Source organism: Stenotrophomonas sp. YJH_SMC_37, from assembly GCF_059370035.1.
Genome location: NZ_JCAFTG010000008.1, coordinates 63,122 through 85,077, shown reverse-complemented (window position 1 = coordinate 85,077; position 21,956 = coordinate 63,122). Strand labels below are relative to the sequence as shown.

Genomic DNA, 21,956 nt, shown 5'->3' with positions numbered 1-21,956 from the left:
CCCCGAGAACCCTTCCGCCCATGAAGAAGACCCTGTTGCTGCCCCTGCTCGCCGCTGCGCTGGCCCTGACCGCCTGCGGCACGTCCGGCGAGCCCTCGCAGAAGCTGGTGGTGGCCGCCACGGCCGTGCCGCATGCCGAGATCCTTGAAGTGGTCAAGCCGATCCTCAAGCAGGAAGGCGTGGACCTGGACGTGCGCGTGTTCAACGACTACGTGCAGCCCAACGACCAGCTGGTGCAGAAGCAGGTGGACGCCAACTACTTCCAGACCGAGCCGTACCTGGATGCCTACAACCGCGATCGCAAGACCGATCTGGTGAAGGTGATCGGCGTGCACATCGAGCCGTTCGGTGCCTATTCGCGCAAGGTCAAGTCGCTGGCCGAGCTGCGCGACGGTGCCGACGTGGTGATCCCGAACGACCCGAGCAACAACAGCCGTGCGCTGATCCTGCTGCACAAGGCCGGCGTGATCGAGCTGAAGGATCCGGCCAACGCGCTGTCGACCCTGCGTGACATCACCGCCAACCCGAAGAACCTGAAGTTCCGCGAACTCGACTCGGCGATGCTGCCGCGCGTGCTGGGCCAGGTGGACCTGGCACTGATCAACACCAACTACGCGCTGGATGCCGGCCTCAACCCGACCAAGGACGCTCTGGCGATCGAGAGCAAGGATTCGCCTTACGTGAACTTCCTGGTCGCGCGCCCGGACAACAAGGACGACGCCCGTGTGCAGAAACTGGCCAAGGCCCTGACCAGTCCGCAGGTGAAGGCCTTCATCGAGACCAAGTACAAGGGCGCGGTGCTGCCGGCGTTCTGACCGTGTACTGACCGTGTGGTAGTGCCGGCCGCTGGCTGGCAATCACCGGGCATTGCGAAGATCATGGGGTTGCCGGCCAGCGGCCGGCACTACCTTCAATCCACGTGGAAGGCGAGGGTGGCGGCAACCGCCTGCTGCCATCCTGCATACAGCTTCTCGCGCCGGGACACCTCCATCTGTGGCTCGAAGCGCCGGTCCAGGCCCCATTGCGCGGTGATCTGTTCGCGGCTGGACCAGAACCCGACGGCCAGGCCGGCCAGATAGGCCGCACCGAGCGCGGTGGTTTCGGTCAACCGCGGCCGCAGCAGCGGCACACCGAGGATGTCTGCCTGGAAGCTGGCCAGGAAGTCGTTGCCGATCGCACCGCCATCGGCGCGCAGTTCGGTCAGCGCGATACCGGCATCGGACTGCATTGCATCGAGCACGTCGCGGGTCTGGTAGGCCATCGCTTCCAGCGCGGCGCGCACGAAATGCGCCTTGCGGGTACCGCGGGTCAGGCCGAACATCGCGCCGCGCACATCGCTGCGCCAATAGGGCGCGCCGAGGCCGACAAACGCCGGCACCAGGTAGGCGCCGCCACTGTCGGGTACCTGTGCGGCCAGCGCCTGGCTGTCGCTGGCGCGTTCGATCATGCGCAGTCCGTCGCGCAGCCACTGCACCACCGAGCCGGCGATGAAGATCGACCCCTCCAGCGCATACTCCACGCGCCCGTCCAGGCCCCAGGCGATGGTGGTCAGCAGGCCGTTGCGCGAGCGTACCGCCTGCGTGCCGGTGTGCATCAGCATGAAGCAGCCGGTGCCGTAGGTGTTCTTGACCATGCCCGGCTGGAAGCAGGCCTGGCCGAACAGCGCCGCCTGCTGGTCACCGGCGATGCCGGCGATCGGGATCGGGTGGTCGAAGAAGAACTGCGGCCGGGTGTGTGCGTACACCGCACTGGAGTCGCGCACCTGCGGCAGCATCGCGCGCGGGATGTCCAGCAGCGCCAGCAGGTCTTCATCCCAGTCCAGCGTGTGGATGTTGAACAGCAGGGTGCGCGCGGCATTGCTGTAATCGGTCACGTGCGCCTGGCCACCGCTGAGGTTCCACACCAGCCAGCTGTCGATGGTGCCGAACAGGAGCTCGCCACGCTCGGCGCGCTGCTGCGCACCTTCCACGTGGTCGAGGATCCAGCGCACCTTGGTCGCGGAGAAATAGGCGTCGATCAGCAGGCCGGTCCGCTCGCGGACCAGCGCTTCATGCCCGTCGGACTTCAGCCGCTCGCAGATGGCGTGGCTCTGCCGCGATTGCCAGACGATCGCGTTATGGATGGGCTGGCCGCTGGCGCGGTCCCAGACCACGGTGGTTTCGCGCTGGTTGGTGATGCCCAGCGCAGCGATATGGCGCGGATCGATCTGTTCGCGGCTGAGCAGTTCGGTCAGCGTGGCGTAGACGCTGGTAAGGATCTCGCGCGGGTCATGCTCGACCCAGCCGGGCTGGGGGAAGATCTGTGCGAATTCGCGCTGTGCACTGCCGACGATGTCGCCGGCACGGTCGAACAGGATCGCGCGCGAACTGGTGGTGCCCTGGTCGATGGCCAGCACGTAGCGGGGCGTCATGCAGCGTCTCCGGTAGAACGGTCAGGGTAACTTACCTTTCTCTCTGTAGAGCCGGGCCATGCTCGGCTGCGTTGTGCGGATGCAACCGAGCATGGCCCGGCTCTACACGCTGGCTTGCTCCATCCACGCCTGCAGCCGTGCCACCTGCGCCGCGTCCAGCCGCAACCCCAGCTTGCTCCGCCGCCACAGCACGTCCTCGGCATTCGAGGCCCATTCGTGCTCACGCAGGAAAGCGACTTCCCGCGCGTGCAGGCCGCCGCCAAAGTCTTCGCCAAGATCGTTCACACCCTGCAGGCCATGCAGCAGCTCCGCGCTGCGGCTGCCGTAGGCGTCGGCCCAGCGGCGTGCGATTTCCTCGGGCAACCACGGTGCCAGCAACTGCAGGCGCGAGCACGCCTGCGTGGCGTCGCCCCAGTCGCTGCCAGGCAGCGGGTCTGCGCCTGCCGTCCACGCCGGGCCCATCTGCGGCAGCGCCGGCCGCAGCAGCTCCAGCGCTTCCTCGGCCAGCACCCGGTAGGTGGTGAGCTTGCCTCCCAGCACGTGCAGCGCCGGTGCCGGGTGGGACTGCAACTGCAGGCGGTAATCACGGCTGAGTCGTGCCGCACGCGGATCGGGATCGGCCAGCAACGGGCGTACGCCAGCGAACCGCCAGGCCACCTCCTCCGCTGCGATGGGATCACGCAGGTAGCGATTGGCCGCATCACACAGGTACGTCACCTCCGCAGGGAGCACGCTGCAGCGCGCCGGGTCACCGCGATAGTCGGTGTCGGTGGTGCCGACCAGCAGGTGGTCGTGGGCGAAGGGTAGAAGGAACACTACGCGCCCATCGGGCTGCTGCAGCAGGCAGGCGCTGTCGCTGGGCCAGGGGCGGCGCAGCACGATGTGGCTGCCCTGCACCAGGCGCAGCGCGGGGCCATCGCCGCGCCCCTGCATCTGTTCCAGCAGGCCGCCGGCCCACGGACCAGCCGCATTGGCAACGGCGCGCGCAGTCACCGGGTGCGGCTGGCCATCGGCGGATTCCAGAACGGCCTGCCATCGGCCGTGAACGGGGCGCAGGTCGATGCAGCGGCTGCGGACCCGCACCTGTGCGCCGCGCTGCGCGGCATCCAGGGCGTTGAGCAGCACCAGCCGCGCGTCATCGACCTGCGCATCGGCGTAGCTGAAGCCGATGCGCAGCGAGGGGGAGTGCCAGCGACCCAGCGGATCGCGTTGCAGGTCCAGTGCGTGCGATGCGGGAAACGCAGGGCTGCGCCGGCCCAGATGGTCGTACAGCCACAGTCCCGCGCGCAGCATCCAGCGCGGGCGCAGGTGCGGTTCCCAGGGCAGGACGAAACGCAGAGGATGGACCAGGTGAGGGGCTTGCCGGCGTACCGTCTCACGCTCACCCAGCGCTTTGCGCACCAGGCCGAATTCGCCCTGTTCGAGGTAGCGAAGGCCGCCGTGGACCAGCTTGCTGCTGGCACTGGAGGTATGCGCGGCCAGGTCATGCTGTTCGCACAGCAGGACGCGCAGTCCGCGTCCGCTGGCATCACGGGCGATGCCGGCGCCGTTGATGCCGCCACCGATCACCAGCAGGTCGACTTCCTCCATCGCGCCTTCGCACCCTGTTTGTCTAGAGCCGAGCCCATGCTCGGCTGCTTTCCCGATAGTCGAGCATGGGCTCGACTCTACATAAAAGCAGCCGAGCATGGGCTCGGCTCTACAGGTGGAACGCGGGTGACGGAAACGACGACGGGCCCCGAAGGGCCCGTCGCGTTACATCAGTGAAGCAGGTGCAGCCTGGATCAGAAGCGGGCGCCGATGCCGAAGCCGACGGTCCACGGATCCATCTTGGCTTCGCCGATCTTTTCGCCGCCAACCTTCACGTCCGGGCGGGCGCGCATGTAGCGGGCGTCGGCACGGGCGAACCAGGTGGAGTTGATGTTCATGTCCACGCCGACGGTACCGATCACGCCCTTGGCATCCTTGAAGCGGATGTCGGTGTCAGCGCCGTTGCCCAGCTTCTCGTTGCTGAAGCTCGACTGATAGTAGCCCACGCCCACGAACGGGCGGAACACGTTGTCAGCCTGGCCGAAGTGGTACTGGCCGCTCAGCGCGACCGGCTGCTGCTCGACCGAGCCCAGGCGGGCGTTGTTCGGGCCCTTGAACTTGTTCTCGAACTTGTCGGCAGCGCCCCACAGTTCAACGGCCCAGTTATCGTTGATGTAGTAGCTGAAGCTGACGGTCGGCGCCGGGCCGCCATCGGTCTTCTTCACGCCGGTGATCGGGTCGTTCTTCGGTTCCAGCAGCGAGATGCCGCCAACCACGGCAAAATGCTTGCCCGAGGCAGTGTCGGTGCTGCTGCTGTCCTGGGCGAAAGCGGCCGGTGCAAAGGCGGCGGAGGTCAGCAGGGCGAGACTCAGGATACGGATGGAGCGCATGGGGGTATCTCCTAATGTTTCTTGTTTTGGGCCCCCGGTTGCGGGGCGAGCACACCGTAGTCGCCCCAACATGAATCGAATCCGACGCACGTTAAAAAATAGTTTTCCTTGTTCAGCGACGGGTGCGGAATGCCTGTATTCATGGGGTTTTCGGCCCTCGCTGACATTCATGCAGTTGGAGAAGATGTGAGCGAAGCAACGTTGTGCATTGGCCTGCAAGCGCAGGTGAACGTGCAGTGCCGCGTGCTGCTGCTGGGCTCGATGCCAGGCGTGGCGTCGCTGCAGGAGCAGCGCTACTACGCGCATCCGCGCAACCGTTTCTGGCCGTTGATGGCCGATATCTGTGGCTTCAGTGCGGATCTGCCCTATGCAGCGCGGCTGCAGGCGTTGAACGCCGCAGGCATCGGCCTGTGGGATGTGATCGGCCGCTGTGAGCGCCGGGGCAGTCTGGATGCGGACATCGTGCGTGGCACGGAAGTGGCCAATGCACTGCCGGAACTGATCGCCGCGTTGCCCGAGCTGAAGCTGGTCGGCTGCAATGGCGCCGCGTCAGCGCAGGCATTCCAGCGTTGGGTGCTGCCACGGTTGGAGGCCCCGCCGAAACGGGTGGTACTGCCGTCGACCAGCCCGGCCAATGCGGCCTGGTCGCTGCCGCGCCTGCGCCAGGCCTGGCAGCCGGTGGCAGACGCACTGGCGACATGAAGCGGACATCGTAGGGACAATACGCTACCGACTGGTGGCAGGCGCAACCCATGGGCAACAGCGTGTCCCGGCTGCGTGCGTACTGAAAACACCTGTAACGGTTGGCGCTGGACCCCGCTGGCCGCACAATAGACGTTTCCCTACACCAGATTGCCGGAGTTATCCCCATGGCCGAAATCAAGGAAGCACTTGTCCCCGATATCGGTGACTACAGCGATATCCCGGTAATCGAGGTGCTTGTCGCCGTCGGCGACACGGTCAAGAAGGACCAGGGGCTGGTGACGCTGGAAAGCGACAAGGCGACCATGGAAGTGCCGTCCTCGGTGGCTGGCGTGGTCAAGGAGCTGAAGGTCAAGGTGGGCGACAGCCTGTCCGAAGGCAAGGTCGTGGCCCTGATCGAAGTGGCTGAAGGCGAAGCGGAAGCCGCCAAGCCGGCGGCTGCCGCGCCGGCGCCGGCCAAGGCCGCTGCCCCGGCTGCCGCTACCCAGAGCGCGCCGGCCCCGGCCGCAGCTGCCCCGGCTGCCAGCGGTGGTGCCGTTGAAGCGCTGGTGCCGGACATCGGCGACTACGCCGGCATTCCGGTCATCGAAGTCCTGGTCGCCGTTGGCGACACGGTCAAGAAGGACCAGGGCCTGGTCACGCTGGAAAGCGACAAGGCCACCATGGAAGTGCCGTCCTCGGTGGCCGGTGTGGTCAAGGAGATCAAGGTCAAGGTCGGCGACAACCTGTCGCAGGGCGATGTGGTTGCGATCATCGAGGCCGAGGGCGCTGCCGCGCCGGCACCGACCAAGGCCGCCGCTGCCGCCGCGCCTGCAGCCGCTGAGACAGCCACCAAGGTCGAGCCGGTCGCCGTGCCGGCGCAGCCGGACAAGCTGGCGGCCCGCGAGATCGCCTCGGCCGGTACCCCGTCCAGCCCGCCGGTGCAGTTCAACGCTGATCGCGTGCTGCCGGCCAAGGTGCCGTATGCCACCCCGGCGGTGCGTGTGTTCGCCCGCGAACTGGGCGTGGACCTGCTGCAGATCAACGGCACCGAGAAGGGCGGCCGCATCACCAAGGCTGACGTGCAGAAGTTCGTCAAGGCCGCGCTCAGCGGTGGCGTGCCGGCTGCCGGCGGTGCTGCCGTCGCTGCCGGTGGTGGCCTGAACCTGCTGCCGTGGCCGAAGGTCGACTTCAGCAAGTTCGGCGAGACCGAAGTCCAGCCGCTGTCGCGCATCAAGAAGATCTCCGGCGCGAACCTGGCCCGCAACTGGGCGATGATCCCGCACGTCACCCAGTTCGACCAGGCCGACATCACCGACCTGGAAGCGCTGCGCGTGGCGCTGAACAAGGAGAACGAGAAGGCCGGCATCAAGCTGACCATGCTTGCTTTCCTGATCAAGGCCAGCGCCGCGGCGCTGAAGAAGTTCCCGGAATTCAACGCCTCGCTCGATGCCAGCGGCGAAAACCTGACCCTGAAGAAGTACTTCCACATCGGCTTCGCCGCCGACACGCCGAACGGCCTGGTCGTGCCGGTGATCCGCGACGTGGACAAGAAGGGCGTGGTGCAGATCGCGCAGGAAACCGGCGAACTGGCCAAGAAGGCGCGCGACGGCAAGCTCGGCCCGGCCGACATGAGCGGCGGCTGCTTCTCGATCAGCTCGCTGGGCGGCATCGGTGGCACCGCGTTCACCCCGATCGTCAATGCACCGGAAGTGGCCATCCTCGGTGTCTCCAAGTCGTCCATCCAGCCGGTCTGGAACGGCAAGGAATTCGCACCGAAGCTGATGCTGCCGCTGTCGCTGAGCTACGACCACCGCGTCATCGACGGCGCCCTGGCCGCACGCTTCACCACGTACCTGTCCCAGGTACTGGCCGACATGCGCCGCGTGCTGCTGTAAAGCACCGCTTCGCCCCCACCGTGCGGCCGCAGCCCCTGGCGCGGCCGCGTGAACAGATGCAGTGACAGCCCACCGGCCATGCCGGTCGGGCACGAGGAAAACCCACCATGGCCACGATTGAAGTCAAGGTTCCCGACATCGGCGATTACAGCGATGTGCCGGTGATCGAAGTGTTGGTCGCCGTCGGCGACACGGTGAAGAAGGATCAGGGTCTGGTGACCCTGGAATCGGACAAGGCCACCCTGGAAGTGCCGTCCTCGGCTGCCGGCGTGGTCAAGGAAATCAAGGTCAAGCTGGGCGACACCCTGTCCGAAGGCGCCGTGGTCGTGGTGCTGGACGCTGAAGGCGCCGCCGAAGCCCCGGCCAAGGCCGCTGCGCCGACTCCGGCTGCGGCCGCTCCGGCCAGCAAGCCGCCGGTGACCCCATCGCACCGCGCCCCGGCTGAACCGGCTGCGCCGAAGCCGGCGCTGTCCAGCGGCAAGCCGGCCGACATCGAATGCGAAATGGTCGTGCTGGGCTCCGGCCCGGGCGGCTACACCGCCGCCTTCCGCGCCGCCGACGTCGGCCTGGATACGGTGCTGGTCGAGCGCTACGCCAGCCTCGGCGGCGTCTGCCTCAACGTCGGTTGCATTCCGTCCAAGGCGCTGCTGCACGCTGCTGCGGTAATCGACGAAGTGGCCCATGCCGGTGATTTCGGCGTCGAGTTCGGCAAGCCGACCATCACCCTGGACAAGCTGCGCCAGTACAAGGAAAAGGTCGTCAACCAGCTGACCAAGGGCCTGGCCGGCATGGCCAAGCAGCGCAAGGTCCGCAACGTGCAGGGCGTCGGCAGGTTCATCTCGGCCAACGAGATGGAGATCACCGCCGCTGACGGCAGCACCCAGCTGCTGCGCTTCCAGAAGTGCATCATCGCTGCCGGTTCGCAGGCGGTGAAGCTGCCGAACTTCCCGTGGGACGACGCGCGCGTGATGGACTCCACCGATGCGCTGGAGCTGGCCGAAGTGCCGGGCTCGCTGCTGGTCGTCGGCGGCGGCATCATCGGCCTGGAAATGGCCACCGTGTACAGTGCGCTGGGCAGCAAGGTCACCGTGGTCGAGTTCATGGACCAGCTGATGCCGGGCGCCGACAAGGACCTGGTCAAGCCGCTGGCCGATCGCCTGAAGAAGCAGGGCATCGAAGTCCACCTGAAGACCAAGGCTTCGGGCGTCACCGCCGATGCCAAGGGCATCACCGTGACCTTTGAAGCTGCCGAGGAAGGCCAGGCGCCTGCGCTGGCGCAGGGCACCTTCGACCGCGTGCTGGTGGCCGTCGGGCGTTCGCCGAACGGCAGGAAGATCGATGCCGAGAAGGCCGGCGTGCAGGTCACCGAGCGTGGCTTCATCCCGGTCGATCGCCAGATGCGCACCAACGTGCCGCACATCTTTGCCATCGGCGACATCGTCGGCAACCCGATGCTGGCCCACAAGGCCACGCACGAAGGCAAGCTGGCCGCCGAAGTGGCTGCCGGCCACAAGAAGGAGTGGGTGGCCCGTGTGATTCCGTCGGTGGCCTACACCAACCCGGAAATCGCCTGGGTCGGCGTGACCGAGACCGAAGCCAAGGCCAAGGGCCTGAAGGTCGGCGTGGCCAAGTTCCCGTGGGCTGCCAGTGGCCGCGCGATCGGCATCGGCCGTACCGAGGGCTTCACCAAGCTGATCTTCGACGAAGAGACCCACCGCATCATCGGTGGTGCGATCGTTGGCGTGCATGCCGGTGACCTGCTGGCCGAGATCGGCCTGGCCATCGAGATGGGTGCGGAAGCCGAAGATATCGGCCACACCATCCACGCGCACCCGACGCTGAGCGAGTCGGTGGCGATGGCCTCGGAAATCTACGACGGCACGATCACCGATCTGTACATGCCGAAGAAGAAGTAAGGGGTCCGCGCCGTTCCAAATGAAAAGCCCCGGCATTTGCCGGGGTTTTTTTGTTGAGCCTCGATCACTCTCGTTGCGAGCGTTCGGGCCGCCGCGCCGGTGGCAGGCATTTGGACAAATGTCCTCCGTCACCCGCCTGCGGCGGTCGCCTCCTCCTTTACTTTGTCCAAACGCCTGCCACCCGCACAGCGGCTCGGGTTGCGGACAGTCGAGAGCCGGTGCTCAGGCCGCCGGGATGCCTGACACGCGGAGGGAGCGGGGGCTGTGTGCGAAGTAAAGGAGGAGGTGACGGCCTCAGGCCGGCACCGGGGGACATTCGCACGCGGCCCCCGCTCCCTCCAGTGCTCGACCCAGCTGCTCTTGCTGCTGCACGCAGGGAAAAACAGCACAAAAGAGCGCGGCCCCGATGTTCCGGAGGCCGCGCCAGGAGAGAGAGTGCCGTGGAAGGGGCGGGGGATCAGAACACGAAGCTGATACCGGCCACCGGGCCCTTGAATTCCTGCTTCAGGCCGATGGTGCCATCGCTGCCCTTCTTGTCCGCATCAAGCTTGAACCAGTCGTAGCCGGCGAACACGCCGAAGTTCCTGGTGAAGCGGTAGTCGACGATGGCGTTGGCGCGGCTCAGGTCGCCCTTGTAGTCATCGAAGCTGCCCCAGCGCGTGTTGAGGTACTGGCCCTGCAGGGTGATCATCCACTTCTCGGACGGGGTGAAGCTCAAGCGTGCACCGACCACCGGCGCCACGCCGTCGGTCTTCTCGTTGAGGAACTGGCCTTCATAGACAGTGCCCAGATCGGCGTAGGCCTTGGTGCTGACCTTGGCGTACTCGGCACCCAGCTGCAGGCCGAGGTCGAAGGTGTCGGTGTCCACCACCGAGTAGTCGTAGACCAGGCTGGCCACCTGGTACTTCAGCTCGCCCTTGACGAAGCTGCCGGACGGCACGCTGACGTCACCGAAGGAGATGTCCTGGCCGAGGGTCTCGCGGCGGTCCTTGTCGTACTTGAAGTAGTTGAACAGCAGGCGCTGGCGGTTGCTGATGCGGAACATGCCGTCAATGCGCGGCTCCCACTCCTTGCCACCCAGCTTGAAGTCCTCGGAGAAACCGATGTCCTGGCCGGCCACGTTGGTGTTGCCGCGGAGCGTGTTGTCCGAGTCGATATTCATCGCACCCAGGCGCAGGGCAAAACGGTCGTCGCCTTCGGCGGCGTGGGCGGCATTGGCGAACGAGGCGCCGGCAGCGAGCAGGGAAAGGGCGAGCAGGGTGGGTACGGGGCGCATCGAAGAGTCCTTGCAGTGGTTCATCAGAATGAAGACCACTGTGCGGGACAGGCCCGTCCACCATCCGTGAACGTATGGTCCACGGCGTGTGCACGGTTCAGCGCTGTCGCGACGATGCAAAAAGATGGCCCCGGAGCCGGGCTTCGGGGCCATCGTGGGACCTGCGGGGTGGAGCCGACGAGGATGCTGCAGGCAGGTCGAGTAATCGGACCGGCGTATCCGGTGAAAGTTCCGTCGACTGCGACCAAAGTTCAATACTGCGGTGCAACATCGTGCGGACGTCATTGTCCCCCCGGTGGTACGCAAAAATGTAACCGTTACCGCAACTTGCGCCTTCCCGGGATGAACAGGCAGCGGTTGTCTCGCAAATTGTCCCATTGCTATAATTTGGCGGCTCGATGAGGCCCCCCCTGCTGTAGCCGCCTCAACCCTCCACATGCAACCACGCGGGACGTCCTGTGCTGAACTCCGTTGACGCGGGTCGGCGACTGATGCTGCGCGCCGCGGTCTACCCGCTGGCCGCGGTCGCTGTCCTGGCCCTGGCCTTCCTGCTGGTGGGTCCGAAATATGCCCTCGGCGCGCTGGCGTCTGGTGTGGCCATTTCGGCCGGTGGCTGGGTTGCAGCACGGATGGCGCTGGGCGGAGGTGCGGTGGCCGCAGGATCGGCGATGGCTCGCCTGATCATTGCGATCGTGGCCAAGTGGATCGTGGTTTTCGGCGTCCTGCTGGTGGGGTTCCTGGTCTTCAAGCTGCCTGCGTTGGCGCTGTTGGCCGGTATCGCCGTCGGCTTGATGTTCCAGGTCCTGGCCATGGCCAGGCGTTGACAGAATTCAATTAACTGAAGGTTCCGGACACATGGCGGGCGAGGCTCTAACCCCTACCAGCTACATCCAGCATCACCTGCACAACCTGACCGCGCCGGTCGGCAAGGGTGAGGGTATGTTCTGGCATATCCACGTCGATACCTTCCTCACCGCCGTCCTGATGGGCCTGGTGATCGTGGTCGCGTTCTGGCTGGGGACCCGCAAGGCCACCGCCGGCGTGCCGGGCAAGTGGCAGGCCTTCGTCGAGATCTGCCTGGAGTTCGTCGACCGCCAGGCCAAGGACACCTACCACGGCAAGAGCAAGCTGGTCACGCCGATCGCCATCACGATCTTCTTCTGGATTCTGCTGATGAATCTGCTGAAGATGATCCCGGCCGATTTCATCGCCAAGCCGCTGGAATGGGCGGGCGTGCACTACTGGAAGCCGGTCCCGACCGCTGACGTCAACGCCACCCTGGGCATGGCCATCAGCGTGTTCTTCCTGATGCTGTTCTTCGCGCTCAAGTCCAAGGGCCTGGGCGGCTTCATCAAGGAATTCCTGACGGCGCCGTTCGGCAAGTGGATGATGCCGTTCAACCTGATCCTCAACATCGTCGAGTGGCTGAGCAAGCCGATCTCGCTGGCGATGCGACTGTTCGGCAACATGTTCGGCGGCGAAATCGTGTTCCTGCTGATCTGGGTGCTGGGTGGTGCCGGTTTCTTCGGTGCCATTGCCGGTGGTGTGTTCGGCCTCGGCTGGATGCTGTTCCACCTGCTGGTGATCCCGCTGCAGGCCTTCATCTTCATGATGCTGTCGATCGTGTACCTGAGCCTGTCGGAAGACGCTCACTGAGTTTCAAGCTTCAACGCGTTTCAACCTTCATCCGTTTCATCACCCTTAGCAACTTAAGTTCCTGGAGATAACCATGTACTTCGCCGTCCTGACCAACTTCGCGCAGATTCAGAGCTCCACCGCCCTTGCCGTCGGCATCATGATCGGCCTGGCCGCGCTGGGCGCCGGTCTGGGTCTGGCCATCATGGCTGGTAAGTTCCTGGAGTCGGCCGCCCGCCAGCCGGAACTGATCCCGGTCCTGCAGGTCCGCATGTTCATCACCGCCGGCCTGATCGACGCCGCGTTCATCATCTCGGTCGCCGTTGGCCTGCTGCTGGCCTTCGCCAACCCGCTGTCGGCTGCCTTCGCTGGCGCCGTCACCAAGGCTCTGGCCGGCTGATACAGCGGTTTGAGACGACCGGGTGCTGATGCACCCGGTTTCGGATGAAGGCCGGATGTGCCGCTACGGCGGCGCGTCCACCCCGAAACCAGCGATCGAGCTAACCATGAATATCAATTTCACCCTTCTTGCGCAGGCGCTGGCCTTCGCTGGTCTGATCTGGATCATCGCGACCAAGATCTGGCCGCCGCTGATGAACGCGATCGAGGAGCGCCAGCAGAAGATTGCTGAGGGCCTCGCTGCTGCCGACCGCAGCCAGAAAGATCTGGCCCAGGCGCAGGAGAAGGTCAACGAAGCGCTGAAGGAAGCCCGCACCAAGGCCAACGAGATCATCGATCAGGCCCACGCGCGTGCCAACCAGATCGTTGATGCTGCCCGTAACGAAGCGATCACCGAAGCCACCCGTCAGAAGGAACTGGCCCAGGCTGAAATCGACGCCGCCGCCAACCGTGCCCGTGAAGATCTGCGCAAGCAGGTGTCCGCGCTGGCCGTGACCGGTGCCGAAAAGCTGCTCAAGCGCGAAATCGACGCCAACGCCCACAAGGCGCTGCTCGACGAGCTGGCCTCGGAGATCTAAGGATGAGCCAGGCCCTCACGCTTGCCCGCCCGTACGCCCGCGCCGCGTTCGCGACCGCGCGCGACGAAGGCGCGTTCGCGCCGTGGTCGGACGCCCTGGCGTTCTCCGCCCACGTCGCCGCCGACCCGCGCGTGGCGGCCCTGCTCGCCAACCCGGAGCTGGGTCGTGACGACGCCGTCGCCCTGCTGGCGCCGGTGTCGCACGGCGAGACCTACTCGCGCTTCCTGGCCGTCCTGGCCGAGTCGCACCGTCTGCCGCTGCTGCCGGAAATCGCCGGCATGTTCGACGCCCTGCGCGCCGAAGCCGAGCACGTGGTCAAGGCCACCGTCACCTCGGCCGCCGAACTGTCGGCCGCTGAGCTGGATGCGATCAAGGTCGCGCTGCGCAAGCGCTTCAACCGCGAGGTCGACGTGACCACCGCGGTCGATGCCTCGCTGATCGGCGGCGCCGTGATCGACGCCGGCGACGTGGTCATCGATGGTTCGCTGAAGGGCAAGCTGGCCCGTCTGCAGACCGCGCTCGCTAACTGAATTCATTTAACGTCCGGCCCCGCTGCCGGCACTAGGACTTGACGATGGCAACCACGCTCAACCCCTCCGAAATCAGCGAACTGATCAAGAACCGCATCGAGAAGGTCAAGCTGGCCGCGGAATCGCGCAACGAAGGCACCGTGACCAGCGTGTCCGACGGCATCGTGCGCATCTTCGGTCTGGCCGACGTGATGCAGGGCGAAATGATCGAACTGCCGAACAACACCTTCGCACTGGCCCTGAACCTGGAGCGCGACTCGGTCGGCGCCGTGGTCCTGGGTGACTACGAGCACCTGCGCGAAGGCGACGTCGCCAAGACCACCGGTCGCATCCTGGAAGTGCCGGTCGGTCCGGAACTGCTGGGCCGCGTCGTGAACGCGCTGGGCGAGCCGATCGACGGCAAGGGCCCGCTGGGCACCGACCTGACCGCTCCGGTGGAGCGCGTTGCTCCGGGCGTGATCTGGCGCAAGTCGGTCGACCAGCCGGTGCAGACCGGTTACAAGTCGGTCGACTCGATGATCCCGATCGGCCGTGGCCAGCGCGAGCTGATCATCGGTGACCGCCAGACCGGCAAGACCGCCATGGCGATCGATGCGGTGATCAACCAGAAGGGCACCGGCATCAAGTGCGTGTACGTTGCGATCGGCCAGAAGGCGTCGACCATCGCCAACATCGTGCGCAAGCTGGAAGAGAACGGCGCGCTGGCCCACACCATCGTGGTGGCCGCGACCGCTTCCGAATCGGCTGCCATGCAGTACATCAGCGCCTACTCGGGCTGCACCATGGGTGAGTACTTCATGGACCGCGGTGAAGACGCGCTGATCGTGTACGACGATCTGTCCAAGCAGGCCGTCGCCTACCGCCAGATCTCGCTGCTGCTGAAGCGTCCGCCGGGCCGTGAAGCCTACCCGGGTGACGTGTTCTACCTGCACTCCCGTCTGCTCGAGCGCGCTGCCCGCGTGTCCGAGGAGTACGTCGAGAAGTTCACCGAAGGCAAGGTCACCGGCAAGACCGGTTCGCTGACCGCGCTGCCGATCATCGAAACCCAGGCCGGCGACGTGTCCGCGTTCGTTCCGACCAACGTGATCTCGATCACCGACGGCCAGATCTTCCTGGAAACCGACCTGTTCAACGCCGGCATCCGCCCGGCCGTGAACGCCGGTATCTCGGTGTCGCGCGTCGGTGGCTCGGCCCAGACCAAGATCATCAAGAAGCTGTCGGGCGGTATCCGTATCTCGCTGGCCCAGTACCGTGAGCTGGCTGCCTTCGCGCAGTTCGCCTCGGACCTGGACGAAGCGACCCGCAAGCAGCTGGAGCGTGGCCAGCGCGTCACCGAGCTGATGAAGCAGAAGCAGTACGCGCCGATGTCGATCGCCAACCAGGCGCTGTCGATCTACGCCGTCAACGAGGGTTACCTGGACGACGTGCCGGTCAACAAGCTGCTGGCGTTCGAAGAAGGCCTGCACGCCCACTTCGCCAACACCCAGGGCGAGCTGATCAGCAAGGTCAACGCCACCGGCGGTTGGGACAACGACATCGAAGGTGCCTTCAAGAAGGGCATCGCCGAGTTCAAGACCACCGGCAGCTGGTAATCGCGGTCCTGTAGAGCGGAGCCACCGGCTCCGCTGGACCAGATGACAAACGGTTGAACAACGCGGGGCATCAGCCCCGCGCCACGGGAAACAAGAGATGGCAAGCGGACGCGAAATCAAAACCAAGATCAAGAGCGTGCAGAACACCCGCAAGGTGACGCGCGCCCTGGAAATGGTCTCGGCCTCCAAGATCCGCAAGGCGCAGGATCGGATGAAGACCTCGCGTCCGTACGCGCAGGCGATGAAGCAGGTGATCGGTCATCTGGCCCAGGCCAGCACCGACTACCAGCATCCGTTCCTGGTCGAGCGCGAGCAGGTCAAGCGGGTCGGTTTCATCGTGATCTCCTCCGATCGCGGCCTGGCCGGCGGCCTGAACAACAACCTGTTCCGCAAGATGCTGGGCGAAGCCAAAGCATGGCAGGACAAGGGTGCCGAAGTGGACCTGGTGACCATCGGCCAGAAGGCTTCGACCTTCTTCCGCCGCGTGAAGGTCAACATGGTCGGCAGCGTGACCCACATCGGCGACGTGCCGAAGCTGGAATCGCTGATCGGTGTGATCAAGGTCATGCTCGACGCCTTCACCGAAGGCAAGATCGACCGCGTGTACCTGGTGTACAACCGCTTCGTGAACACCATGGTGCAGAAGGCCAGCTTCGATCAGCTGCTGCCGCTGCCGCCGGCTGAGAAGCAGGTCGCTCACCACGACTGGGATTACCTGTACGAACCCGATGCCGCGACCGTGCTGGAGCACGTGATGACGCGTTACATCGAGTCGCTGGTGTACCAGGCACTGCTGGAAAACGTCGCCTCCGAGCATGCCGCACGCATGGTTGCGATGAAGGCGGCGAGCGACAACGCCAACAAGCTGATCGGCACCCTGCAGCTCGTCTACAACAAGGCGCGCCAGGCAGCGATCACCCAGGAAATCTCCGAAATCGTCGGCGGCGCGGCAGCAGTCTGACCGCGTTCGTTCAAAGCACACATTAGAGGATGCAGCAATGAGTCAGGGCAAGATCGTTCAGATCATCGGCGCGGTCGTCGACGTCGAATTCCCGCGTGAATCGGTGCCGAAGGTGTACGACGCACTGAAGGTGGAAAACACCGAGATCACCCTCGAAGTCCAGCAGCAGCTGGGTGACGGCGTGGTGCGTACCATCGCCCTCGGTTCCACCGACGGCCTGAAGCGCAACCTGGTTGCCGTCAACACCGGCCGTGGCATCTCGGTGCCGGTCGGTGCCGGCACCCTGGGCCGCATCATGGACGTGCTGGGCCGTCCGATCGACGAAGCCGGCCCGGTCGCTGCCAGCGACAACTGGGAAATCCACCGCGCTGCGCCGTCGTATGAAGACCAGTCCCCGGCCACCGAGCTGCTGGAAACCGGCATCAAGGTCATCGACCTGATGTGCCCGTTCGCCAAGGGCGGCAAGGTCGGCCTGTTCGGCGGCGCCGGCGTCGGCAAGACCGTCAACATGATGGAGCTGATCAACAACATCGCCAAGGCGCACAGCGGCCTGTCCGTGTTCGCCGGCGTGGGTGAGCGTACCCGTGAGGGCAACGACTTCTACCACGAAATGAAGGACTCCAACGTCCTGGACAAGGTGGCGATGGTGTACGGCCAGATGAACGAGCCGCCGGGCAACCGCCTGCGCGTCGCGCTGACCGGCCTGACCATGGCCGAGTACTTCCGCGACGAGAAGGACGAAAACGGCAAGGGCAAGGACGTCCTGCTGTTCGTCGACAACATCTACCGCTACACCCTGGCCGGTACCGAAGTGTCGGCACTGCTGGGCCGTATGCCGTCCGCGGTGGGTTACCAGCCGACCCTGGCCGAGGAAATGGGCGTCCTGCAGGAGCGCATCACCTCGACCAAGAACGGCTCGATCACCTCGATCCAGGCCGTCTACGTTCCCGCGGACGACCTGACCGACCCGTCGCCGGCGACCACCTTCGCCCACCTGGACTCGACCGTCACCCTGTCGCGTTCGATCGCCTCGCTGGGTATCTACCCGGCCGTCGATCCGCTGGACTCCACCAGCCGCCAGATGGATCCGCTGGTCATCGGCCACGAGCACTACGACACCGCCCAGCGCGTCCAGCAGACCCTGCAGAAGTACAAGGAACTGAAGGACATCATCGCGATCCTGGGCATGGACGAACTGTCCGAAGAGGACAAGCAGGCCGTGTCGCGCGCCCGTAAGATCGAGCGCTTCTTCAGCCAGCCGTTCCACGTGGCCGAAGTGTTCACCGGTTCGCCGGGCAAGTACGTGCCGCTGAAGGACACCATCCGTGGCTTCAAGGCCATCGTCGATGGCGAGTACGACCACCTGCCGGAGCAGGCGTTCTACATGGTCGGCGGCATCGAAGAGGCGGTCGAGAAGGCCAAGAAGATGGCCGAGAAGGCCTGATCCGGGACGGGCGGGAGCTATCCTGCCCGACCTGACGCCGGCGCCGGGCAACCGCCCGCGCCGGTGGACCCCCACGGTGGCATTGCGCCGCCGCGAACAGCGAAGAGATTTGCATGAGCACGATCCGTTGCGACATCGTCAGCGCCGAGCAGGAAATCTTCCGTGGCGAAGCGACCCTGGTCGTGGCCACCGGTGAGCTGGGCGAACTGGGCATCGCGCCCAAGCACGCGCCGCTGATCACCCGCCTGAAGCCGGGCAAGGTGGTGGTGACCACGCCGAACGGCGAGCAGCTGGATTTCGCCATTTCCGGCGGCATCCTGGAAGTGCAGCCGCAGGTGGTGACCGTGTTGGCCGACACCGCGATCCGCGCGCAGGACATCGACGAAGCCTCGGTCCGCAAGGCCAAGGAAGAAGCCGAGCGCATCCTGGCCAACCGCGGCGAAGCGATGGAAGTGGCCGAAGCCCAGCAGAAGCTGGCCGAGGCCGTCGTCCAGCTGCAGGCACTGGAACGCCTGCGCAAGAATCTCAAGCACTGAGGTTCGCGCTGCACCCACGAGAACGCCGGCCCTGTGCCGGCGTTCTTGTTTGTGCTGGCGGGGCAGCGCCGACCGGGTAGAGTCGACTGTTAGTCGACTACCGCGCGCAGCGCGGGATTTCGCGGCCTCGAGGAAGAGCAGTCGACTGACAGTCGACTCTACCGATGCCGATGCCGATCCGGCATCCCGGATCCCGCCCCGTCTCAGCGATACACCACGTAGCGCATCAACAGGAACGACACGCAGGCCAGCCCGCCTTCCACCAGAGGCTTGGCCAGCCACGTGTACTGCAGGCCCAGCGCCTGGTTGACCAGGCTGACCAGCAGCGTGCTCGCTGCCGTCAGCAGCAGCCACAGCCCGAAGAAGCGTGCGAATCGCTTCCATCCCAGCTTGCGGGCACCGGCCTCGGCAAAGGTGTAGCGGCCGTTGAGCCAGAAGCCCAGCAGCATGCCGGCAAAGCGGCCGGTGATATTGGCCGGCGCGACCGGCATGCCCAGCGCGCTGGCGGCCACGAACACCAGCCAATCGACCAGCAGCTGCACGAGCCCGATGACGAGATAGGTGCTTCCCTGGCGGAACAACGTCATCGCGTCGATCCGCCGCCGCGCTGGTAAGCCTGCACATCTGCCAACAGCCGGTGCGCAGCCTGCCGGGGTTCGCTCGCCACATCGAAATTCAGCCATGACATCAGCATCTGCACGCCCACTATGATCGGCAGGCCAGCCGCCATCACGGTGCCAGCGGTGGCTGGTACCCCGCTTTGCATCGACACCAGCCAGTGCCACAGGCCGAAAACGGAGCCGGCAACCAGAAGCAGGCTGCCCAGCAGCAGTTGCACACTGGCCAGTGAGAACCCACGAGTGACGTAGCTGTAGAGGATGCGGCGCGCGGTATTGCGAAGGTGGCCGAGCATGAAAGGACCGAGGATGCGTGCGGGGCGAAGGCTGCTGGTTTCATCCTTGTAGTGCGCGCGCATGGGAACGTCAACCACGACCGCGCGTGCCTGGTTGAGGTGGTATGGAAGATCCGATTCGAAGAAATAGCGCTTCGCAATGCGCTCCAGTTCCAGCTCGTGCAGCAGCTCGCTGCGTACAGCGGTGTACCCGTTGGTGGGATCGGCGATCTGCCAGTAACCGCTGGAGAGCTTGGTCAGGAACGACAACGCGGCGTTGCCGGCAAGTCGTACCCAAGGCATCCCCGGCAGGAAACCCACACGATGAAAGCGATTGCCCTTGGCGTAGTCGGCGTGGCCGGAGAGAGGCGGGCTGGCGAAGCGCAGCACCTGCGCGGGGTCCATCTGGCCATCGCCATCAAGCTTGATGACCACCTCTGCAGGCGCCTGCAGCGCATGCATGTATCCGGTCATCGTTGCGCCGCCAACGCCCTGGTCCTGCGCGTGTTCGATGACGGTGACGCGTGGATCCATGCATCAGTCGCGGATCATCGCGCCGCTGCCACGGCGATGATCCAGCCCACTTCGGCGCCGATGCCGGCAATGACCTGCATGACATGCGCCCGCACGCGGCAGCAGGGAATCACCACGGCAATGCGCGGCATCGCGGCGGAACCCTTGTCTGGCGTTGGCGTTGGCGTGGAGAGCGTGGACGTACTCATTCTGCGGGGAGCTCCATGGCGGCGGGAAGATACCACCACTGGCGATCGCCTGCCTCGCCCCGCAGTTCCGCCCCGGCCAACTGCAGTGCCGCGCGTTGCGGCGCCGTCAGGTTACGGGTGTTGAGAATGATGTGCCCGGCCTGCATGCCCCGCAGCACTGCCAGCCACCGCTGGCCGCTGGCGTCGTGTTCGGCGACCGCTGCCGCCGCCTGCAGCGAGGGCGCGTACCAGGCAACACTGCGGCCACGGCTGCCGAATTCGGCGAAGTAGGGGGCGGCAGGGTCCAGTACCAGGACATTGCGTCCATCATCGGGCGACGCGCGAACGCCCGCTGCCAGCGAGCGTTCGGGGGTGAAGCGCTGGAACAGGGGCTCGTCGCGGCCAGCGGCCTTCAACGTGTCCTTCAATGCACCGCTGCGCATCATCCAGTAGCCGGTCGATTGCAGGCTGACGTTCAGCACGCAGATCGTGACCAGCAGTACCAGCAGCGGCCGACGCGGGGCGCCGGCACCCAGCGCCGCAACGGCCACGACAGACAGCAGGACCATGCCCGGGTAGGCATAGCGCAGGTACTGCACAGGCAACAGCGGCAGCACCAGTACGGCTGTTGCCACCAGTGTCGCCGCGCGCGTGGACGGGCGCAGCAGTGCCAGCAGCCACAGGCCCGCCAGGCCGACCAGCGCCACGCCTGCCGCGCCATCCTGCGACTCGAAGTAGCGCGAGGAATGAAACGTGAGCATCCACGGCAGGTTGGCGCCGAAGCCGACGCTGTAGGTGGCATCAAGGAAGTTGACGGGTGCGTAGTACGGCGAATGGAAGATGCCGTTGAACAGCGGCAGCACCGGGTTGCCGGCGATCCAAGTGGCGTAGGCGTAACTGGACGCGCCCACCAGCAGGCCGACCAGCGCCACCAGTACGATTCGTGGCAGCGACGGCCACGGATGGCGGACCAGGGCCCATAGCAGTACCGGCAGCGCCATGAGCGCACCCATGGTCTTGATTGCCAGCAGCCCACCCGCCAGTACCGCCAGCAGCAGCCAGCTGGAAAGACGGGTATCGCGCGGGGCTGCGGCCAGTGCACACATCCACAGCAGTACTGCTGCCGTTGGCAATTCGGTCTGCATGCCGCCGGCCAGGCCCGCGGTCAGCGGCAGGCTGGCTACCATGGCAACGGCGAGCCAGCGCGACTGCCCGCCCGCCCCCAGTTGTGCAGCCAGGTGCCACGCAGCAGCGCCCAGTGCCAGCAGCCAGAATGCATTGACCGGGCCGCGTGCTTCAGCACCAGACAGCAGCTGCGGAATCGCATGGATCACATCGGTTGCCCACGGCGCCAGTGCCCAGATCTGGTGTTCTGGCGCAGGCTGGTACACCCCGAGTTCCATCAACTGCCATGGCAGCCGCAGGTGATAGGTCAGGTCGTCATACTGCAGGGTCGGCAGCCAGCAGGCCGTGCTGGCCAGACCAAGCACGAGCACGGCAAAGGCTGCGCTACGCGGTGCAGCGGCCACTGCATGCCGCCATTGCGTGGCCGCGGCCCGCAGCGCGGACCGCAGTGTGGCGCGGCGCCAGGCCACCAATGCCAGGCAGGCCAGCAGGTAGATCCATCGGTAATGGATCGGCAGCAGCAGCGTCCAGCCCAGTACCGCGGCCATCACCAGCAGGCCTGCGCATGCCTGCAGCGCCAGCGCGCGTTGCGCGAACAACGTTGTACCGATGGCGGCTGCAGCCAGCAGCATCAACAGCGCGGACAGGAAAGCCAGCACACCAGCGAATACAGGCAGTAGCAGCAACCACAGCACGCCCAGAACGCTGGCCATCGACCAGTGGCGCCAGCGCTTCAGTAGTACGCCAGCGCCGCACGCGAACAAGCCGATCTCCACAAGTTCGGCGAAGCGGCTCCAGGGGATGCTGCGCGCCAGGGGGGTAGTACACAGCCCAAGGACGAGCAGGGCTGCGCCCAGCCACGGAAGCAGATTCGGGAATCGACTGTGGATGACAGGCATGGTTCACGCAGCACAGGGGAACGCGTCGGCTATGCTAGCAGCCAGTTCACAGTTCGTTGCTGC

At 65.5% G+C, this 21,956-nt stretch carries 21 protein-coding genes; 13 read left to right on the top strand and 8 right to left on the bottom strand.

Annotated elements, in window-relative coordinates; all coding sequences use genetic code 11:
* The first annotated feature begins 20 nt into the window (after positions 1-20).
* Positions 21-815, top strand: coding sequence for a MetQ/NlpA family ABC transporter substrate-binding protein (locus AC5P8J_RS12905; RefSeq protein ID WP_021203869.1), 795 nt, complete (start codon positions 21-23; stop codon positions 813-815).
* Between the two features lie 95 nt (positions 816-910).
* Here AC5P8J_RS12905 and glpK read toward each other — a convergent pair whose 3' ends face one another.
* From glpK to AC5P8J_RS12890, 3 genes are all read right to left on the bottom strand, one after another.
* Positions 911-2,410, bottom strand: a complete 1,500-nt coding sequence (glpK, locus tag AC5P8J_RS12900) for a glycerol kinase GlpK (protein WP_134735038.1) — start codon at positions 2,408-2,410, stop codon at positions 911-913.
* Positions 2,411-2,512: 102 nt separating this feature from the next.
* A complete protein-coding gene (gene glpD / locus AC5P8J_RS12895) occupies positions 2,513-4,000 on the bottom strand; it encodes a glycerol-3-phosphate dehydrogenase (protein WP_495216851.1) in 1,488 nt (495 codons plus the stop codon).
* Positions 4,001-4,194: 194 nt separating this feature from the next.
* Positions 4,195-4,830, bottom strand: coding sequence for an OmpW/AlkL family protein (locus tag AC5P8J_RS12890; RefSeq protein ID WP_019660737.1), 636 nt, complete (start codon positions 4,828-4,830; stop codon positions 4,195-4,197).
* Positions 4,831-5,016: 186 nt separating this feature from the next.
* On the opposite strand from AC5P8J_RS12890, the gene AC5P8J_RS12885 reads away from it, so the two are divergent.
* The 3 genes from AC5P8J_RS12885 to lpdA all read left to right on the top strand — a co-directional run bounded on the left by AC5P8J_RS12885 (position 5,017) and on the right by lpdA (position 9,325).
* Positions 5,017-5,532, top strand: a complete 516-nt coding sequence (locus tag AC5P8J_RS12885) for a DNA-deoxyinosine glycosylase (RefSeq protein ID WP_021203872.1) — start codon at positions 5,017-5,019, stop codon at positions 5,530-5,532.
* Between the two features lie 167 nt (positions 5,533-5,699).
* Entirely contained in the window at positions 5,700-7,409 is a 1,710-nt protein-coding gene (gene aceF, locus AC5P8J_RS12880) for a dihydrolipoyllysine-residue acetyltransferase (RefSeq protein ID WP_021203873.1), read from the top strand.
* A gap of 107 nt (positions 7,410-7,516) precedes the next feature.
* A complete protein-coding gene (gene lpdA, locus AC5P8J_RS12875) occupies positions 7,517-9,325 on the top strand; it encodes a dihydrolipoyl dehydrogenase (RefSeq protein WP_058980593.1) in 1,809 nt (602 codons plus the stop codon).
* A 457-nt stretch (positions 9,326-9,782) separates the two neighbouring features.
* Here lpdA and AC5P8J_RS12870 read toward each other — a convergent pair whose 3' ends face one another.
* Positions 9,783-10,601: a hypothetical protein gene (locus AC5P8J_RS12870; RefSeq protein WP_019660733.1), complete on the bottom strand. Its 819-nt coding sequence runs from the start codon at positions 10,599-10,601 to the stop codon at positions 9,783-9,785.
* A 458-nt stretch (positions 10,602-11,059) separates the two neighbouring features.
* Here AC5P8J_RS12870 and AC5P8J_RS12865 point away from each other — a divergent pair, with 458 nt between their 5' ends.
* From AC5P8J_RS12865 to AC5P8J_RS12825, 9 genes are all read left to right on the top strand, one after another.
* Positions 11,060-11,425: a hypothetical protein gene (locus tag AC5P8J_RS12865; RefSeq protein WP_197593159.1), complete on the top strand. Its 366-nt coding sequence runs from the start codon at positions 11,060-11,062 to the stop codon at positions 11,423-11,425.
* Between the two features lie 31 nt (positions 11,426-11,456).
* A complete protein-coding gene (gene atpB, locus AC5P8J_RS12860; protein WP_005411134.1) occupies positions 11,457-12,257 on the top strand; it encodes a F0F1 ATP synthase subunit A in 801 nt (266 codons plus the stop codon).
* A gap of 73 nt (positions 12,258-12,330) precedes the next feature.
* A complete protein-coding gene (gene atpE, locus AC5P8J_RS12855) occupies positions 12,331-12,636 on the top strand; it encodes a F0F1 ATP synthase subunit C (RefSeq protein ID WP_005411133.1) in 306 nt (101 codons plus the stop codon).
* A gap of 106 nt (positions 12,637-12,742) precedes the next feature.
* Positions 12,743-13,213 (top strand): F0F1 ATP synthase subunit B, encoded by a 471-nt coding sequence (locus tag AC5P8J_RS12850; protein WP_005419512.1) that lies wholly within the window; start codon positions 12,743-12,745, stop codon positions 13,211-13,213.
* 2 nt (positions 13,214-13,215) lie between these two features.
* On the top strand, positions 13,216-13,743 hold the full coding sequence (locus AC5P8J_RS12845; protein ID WP_019660730.1) for a F0F1 ATP synthase subunit delta: 528 nt from the start codon (positions 13,216-13,218) through the stop codon (positions 13,741-13,743).
* 44 nt (positions 13,744-13,787) lie between these two features.
* Positions 13,788-15,335: a F0F1 ATP synthase subunit alpha gene (atpA, locus tag AC5P8J_RS12840; protein ID WP_005419511.1), complete on the top strand. Its 1,548-nt coding sequence runs from the start codon at positions 13,788-13,790 to the stop codon at positions 15,333-15,335.
* Positions 15,336-15,432: 97 nt separating this feature from the next.
* Positions 15,433-16,296 carry a F0F1 ATP synthase subunit gamma gene (gene atpG, locus AC5P8J_RS12835; protein ID WP_005411129.1) on the top strand — a complete coding sequence of 288 codons (864 nt, stop codon included), beginning with the start codon at positions 15,433-15,435 and terminating at the stop codon, positions 16,294-16,296.
* A 37-nt stretch (positions 16,297-16,333) separates the two neighbouring features.
* On the top strand, positions 16,334-17,740 hold the full coding sequence (gene atpD / locus AC5P8J_RS12830; RefSeq protein ID WP_005419510.1) for a F0F1 ATP synthase subunit beta: 1,407 nt from the start codon (positions 16,334-16,336) through the stop codon (positions 17,738-17,740).
* Positions 17,741-17,853: 113 nt separating this feature from the next.
* Positions 17,854-18,276 (top strand): F0F1 ATP synthase subunit epsilon, encoded by a 423-nt coding sequence (locus AC5P8J_RS12825; RefSeq protein ID WP_005419509.1) that lies wholly within the window; start codon positions 17,854-17,856, stop codon positions 18,274-18,276.
* A 203-nt stretch (positions 18,277-18,479) separates the two neighbouring features.
* Here the strand turns inward: AC5P8J_RS12825 and AC5P8J_RS12820 are convergent, their stop codons facing one another.
* From AC5P8J_RS12820 to AC5P8J_RS12805, 4 genes are read right to left on the bottom strand one after another with little or no spacing between them, the layout of a single operon-like run.
* A complete protein-coding gene (locus AC5P8J_RS12820) occupies positions 18,480-18,863 on the bottom strand; it encodes a GtrA family protein (RefSeq protein ID WP_134730000.1) in 384 nt (127 codons plus the stop codon).
* Positions 18,860-19,702: a glycosyltransferase gene (locus AC5P8J_RS12815; RefSeq protein WP_227854086.1), complete on the bottom strand. Its 843-nt coding sequence runs from the start codon at positions 19,700-19,702 to the stop codon at positions 18,860-18,862. The genes AC5P8J_RS12820 and AC5P8J_RS12815 overlap by 4 nt, the downstream gene beginning before the upstream one ends.
* Before the next feature lie 14 nt (positions 19,703-19,716).
* The gene (locus AC5P8J_RS12810; protein ID WP_233653715.1) at positions 19,717-19,890 is read right to left on the bottom strand and encodes a hypothetical protein; all 174 of its coding nucleotides are present in this window, start codon (positions 19,888-19,890) and stop codon (positions 19,717-19,719) included.
* Positions 19,887-21,758 (bottom strand): hypothetical protein, encoded by a 1,872-nt coding sequence (locus AC5P8J_RS12805; protein ID WP_308305103.1) that lies wholly within the window; start codon positions 21,756-21,758, stop codon positions 19,887-19,889. Before AC5P8J_RS12805 ends, AC5P8J_RS12810 begins: the two co-directional genes overlap by 4 nt.
* Between the last annotated feature and the right edge of the window lie 198 nt (positions 21,759-21,956).

Excerpts from the sequence above, each read along its gene's own strand:
- AC5P8J_RS12905 (WP_021203869.1), top strand. The coding sequence starts at position 21 with ATGAAGAAGACCCTGTTGCTGCCCCTGCTCGCCGCTGCGCTGGCCCTG.
- glpK (WP_134735038.1), bottom strand. The coding sequence starts at position 2,410 with ATGACGCCCCGCTACGTGCTGGCCATCGACCAGGGCACCACCAGTTCG.
- glpD (WP_495216851.1), bottom strand. The coding sequence starts at position 4,000 with ATGGAGGAAGTCGACCTGCTGGTGATCGGTGGCGGCATCAACGGCGCC.
- AC5P8J_RS12890 (WP_019660737.1), bottom strand. The coding sequence starts at position 4,830 with ATGCGCTCCATCCGTATCCTGAGTCTCGCCCTGCTGACCTCCGCCGCC.
- aceF (WP_021203873.1), top strand. The coding sequence starts at position 5,700 with ATGGCCGAAATCAAGGAAGCACTTGTCCCCGATATCGGTGACTACAGC.
- lpdA (WP_058980593.1), top strand. The coding sequence starts at position 7,517 with ATGGCCACGATTGAAGTCAAGGTTCCCGACATCGGCGATTACAGCGAT.
- AC5P8J_RS12870 (WP_019660733.1), bottom strand. The coding sequence starts at position 10,601 with ATGCGCCCCGTACCCACCCTGCTCGCCCTTTCCCTGCTCGCTGCCGGC.
- atpB (WP_005411134.1), top strand. The coding sequence starts at position 11,457 with ATGGCGGGCGAGGCTCTAACCCCTACCAGCTACATCCAGCATCACCTG.
- atpE (WP_005411133.1), top strand. The coding sequence starts at position 12,331 with ATGTACTTCGCCGTCCTGACCAACTTCGCGCAGATTCAGAGCTCCACC.
- AC5P8J_RS12850 (WP_005419512.1), top strand. The coding sequence starts at position 12,743 with ATGAATATCAATTTCACCCTTCTTGCGCAGGCGCTGGCCTTCGCTGGT.
- AC5P8J_RS12845 (WP_019660730.1), top strand. The coding sequence starts at position 13,216 with ATGAGCCAGGCCCTCACGCTTGCCCGCCCGTACGCCCGCGCCGCGTTC.
- atpA (WP_005419511.1), top strand. The coding sequence starts at position 13,788 with ATGGCAACCACGCTCAACCCCTCCGAAATCAGCGAACTGATCAAGAAC.
- atpG (WP_005411129.1), top strand. The coding sequence starts at position 15,433 with ATGGCAAGCGGACGCGAAATCAAAACCAAGATCAAGAGCGTGCAGAAC.
- atpD (WP_005419510.1), top strand. The coding sequence starts at position 16,334 with ATGAGTCAGGGCAAGATCGTTCAGATCATCGGCGCGGTCGTCGACGTC.
- AC5P8J_RS12825 (WP_005419509.1), top strand. The coding sequence starts at position 17,854 with ATGAGCACGATCCGTTGCGACATCGTCAGCGCCGAGCAGGAAATCTTC.
- AC5P8J_RS12820 (WP_134730000.1), bottom strand. The coding sequence starts at position 18,863 with ATGACGTTGTTCCGCCAGGGAAGCACCTATCTCGTCATCGGGCTCGTG.
- AC5P8J_RS12815 (WP_227854086.1), bottom strand. The coding sequence starts at position 19,702 with ATGGATCCACGCGTCACCGTCATCGAACACGCGCAGGACCAGGGCGTT.
- AC5P8J_RS12810 (WP_233653715.1), bottom strand. The coding sequence starts at position 19,890 with ATGAGTACGTCCACGCTCTCCACGCCAACGCCAACGCCAGACAAGGGT.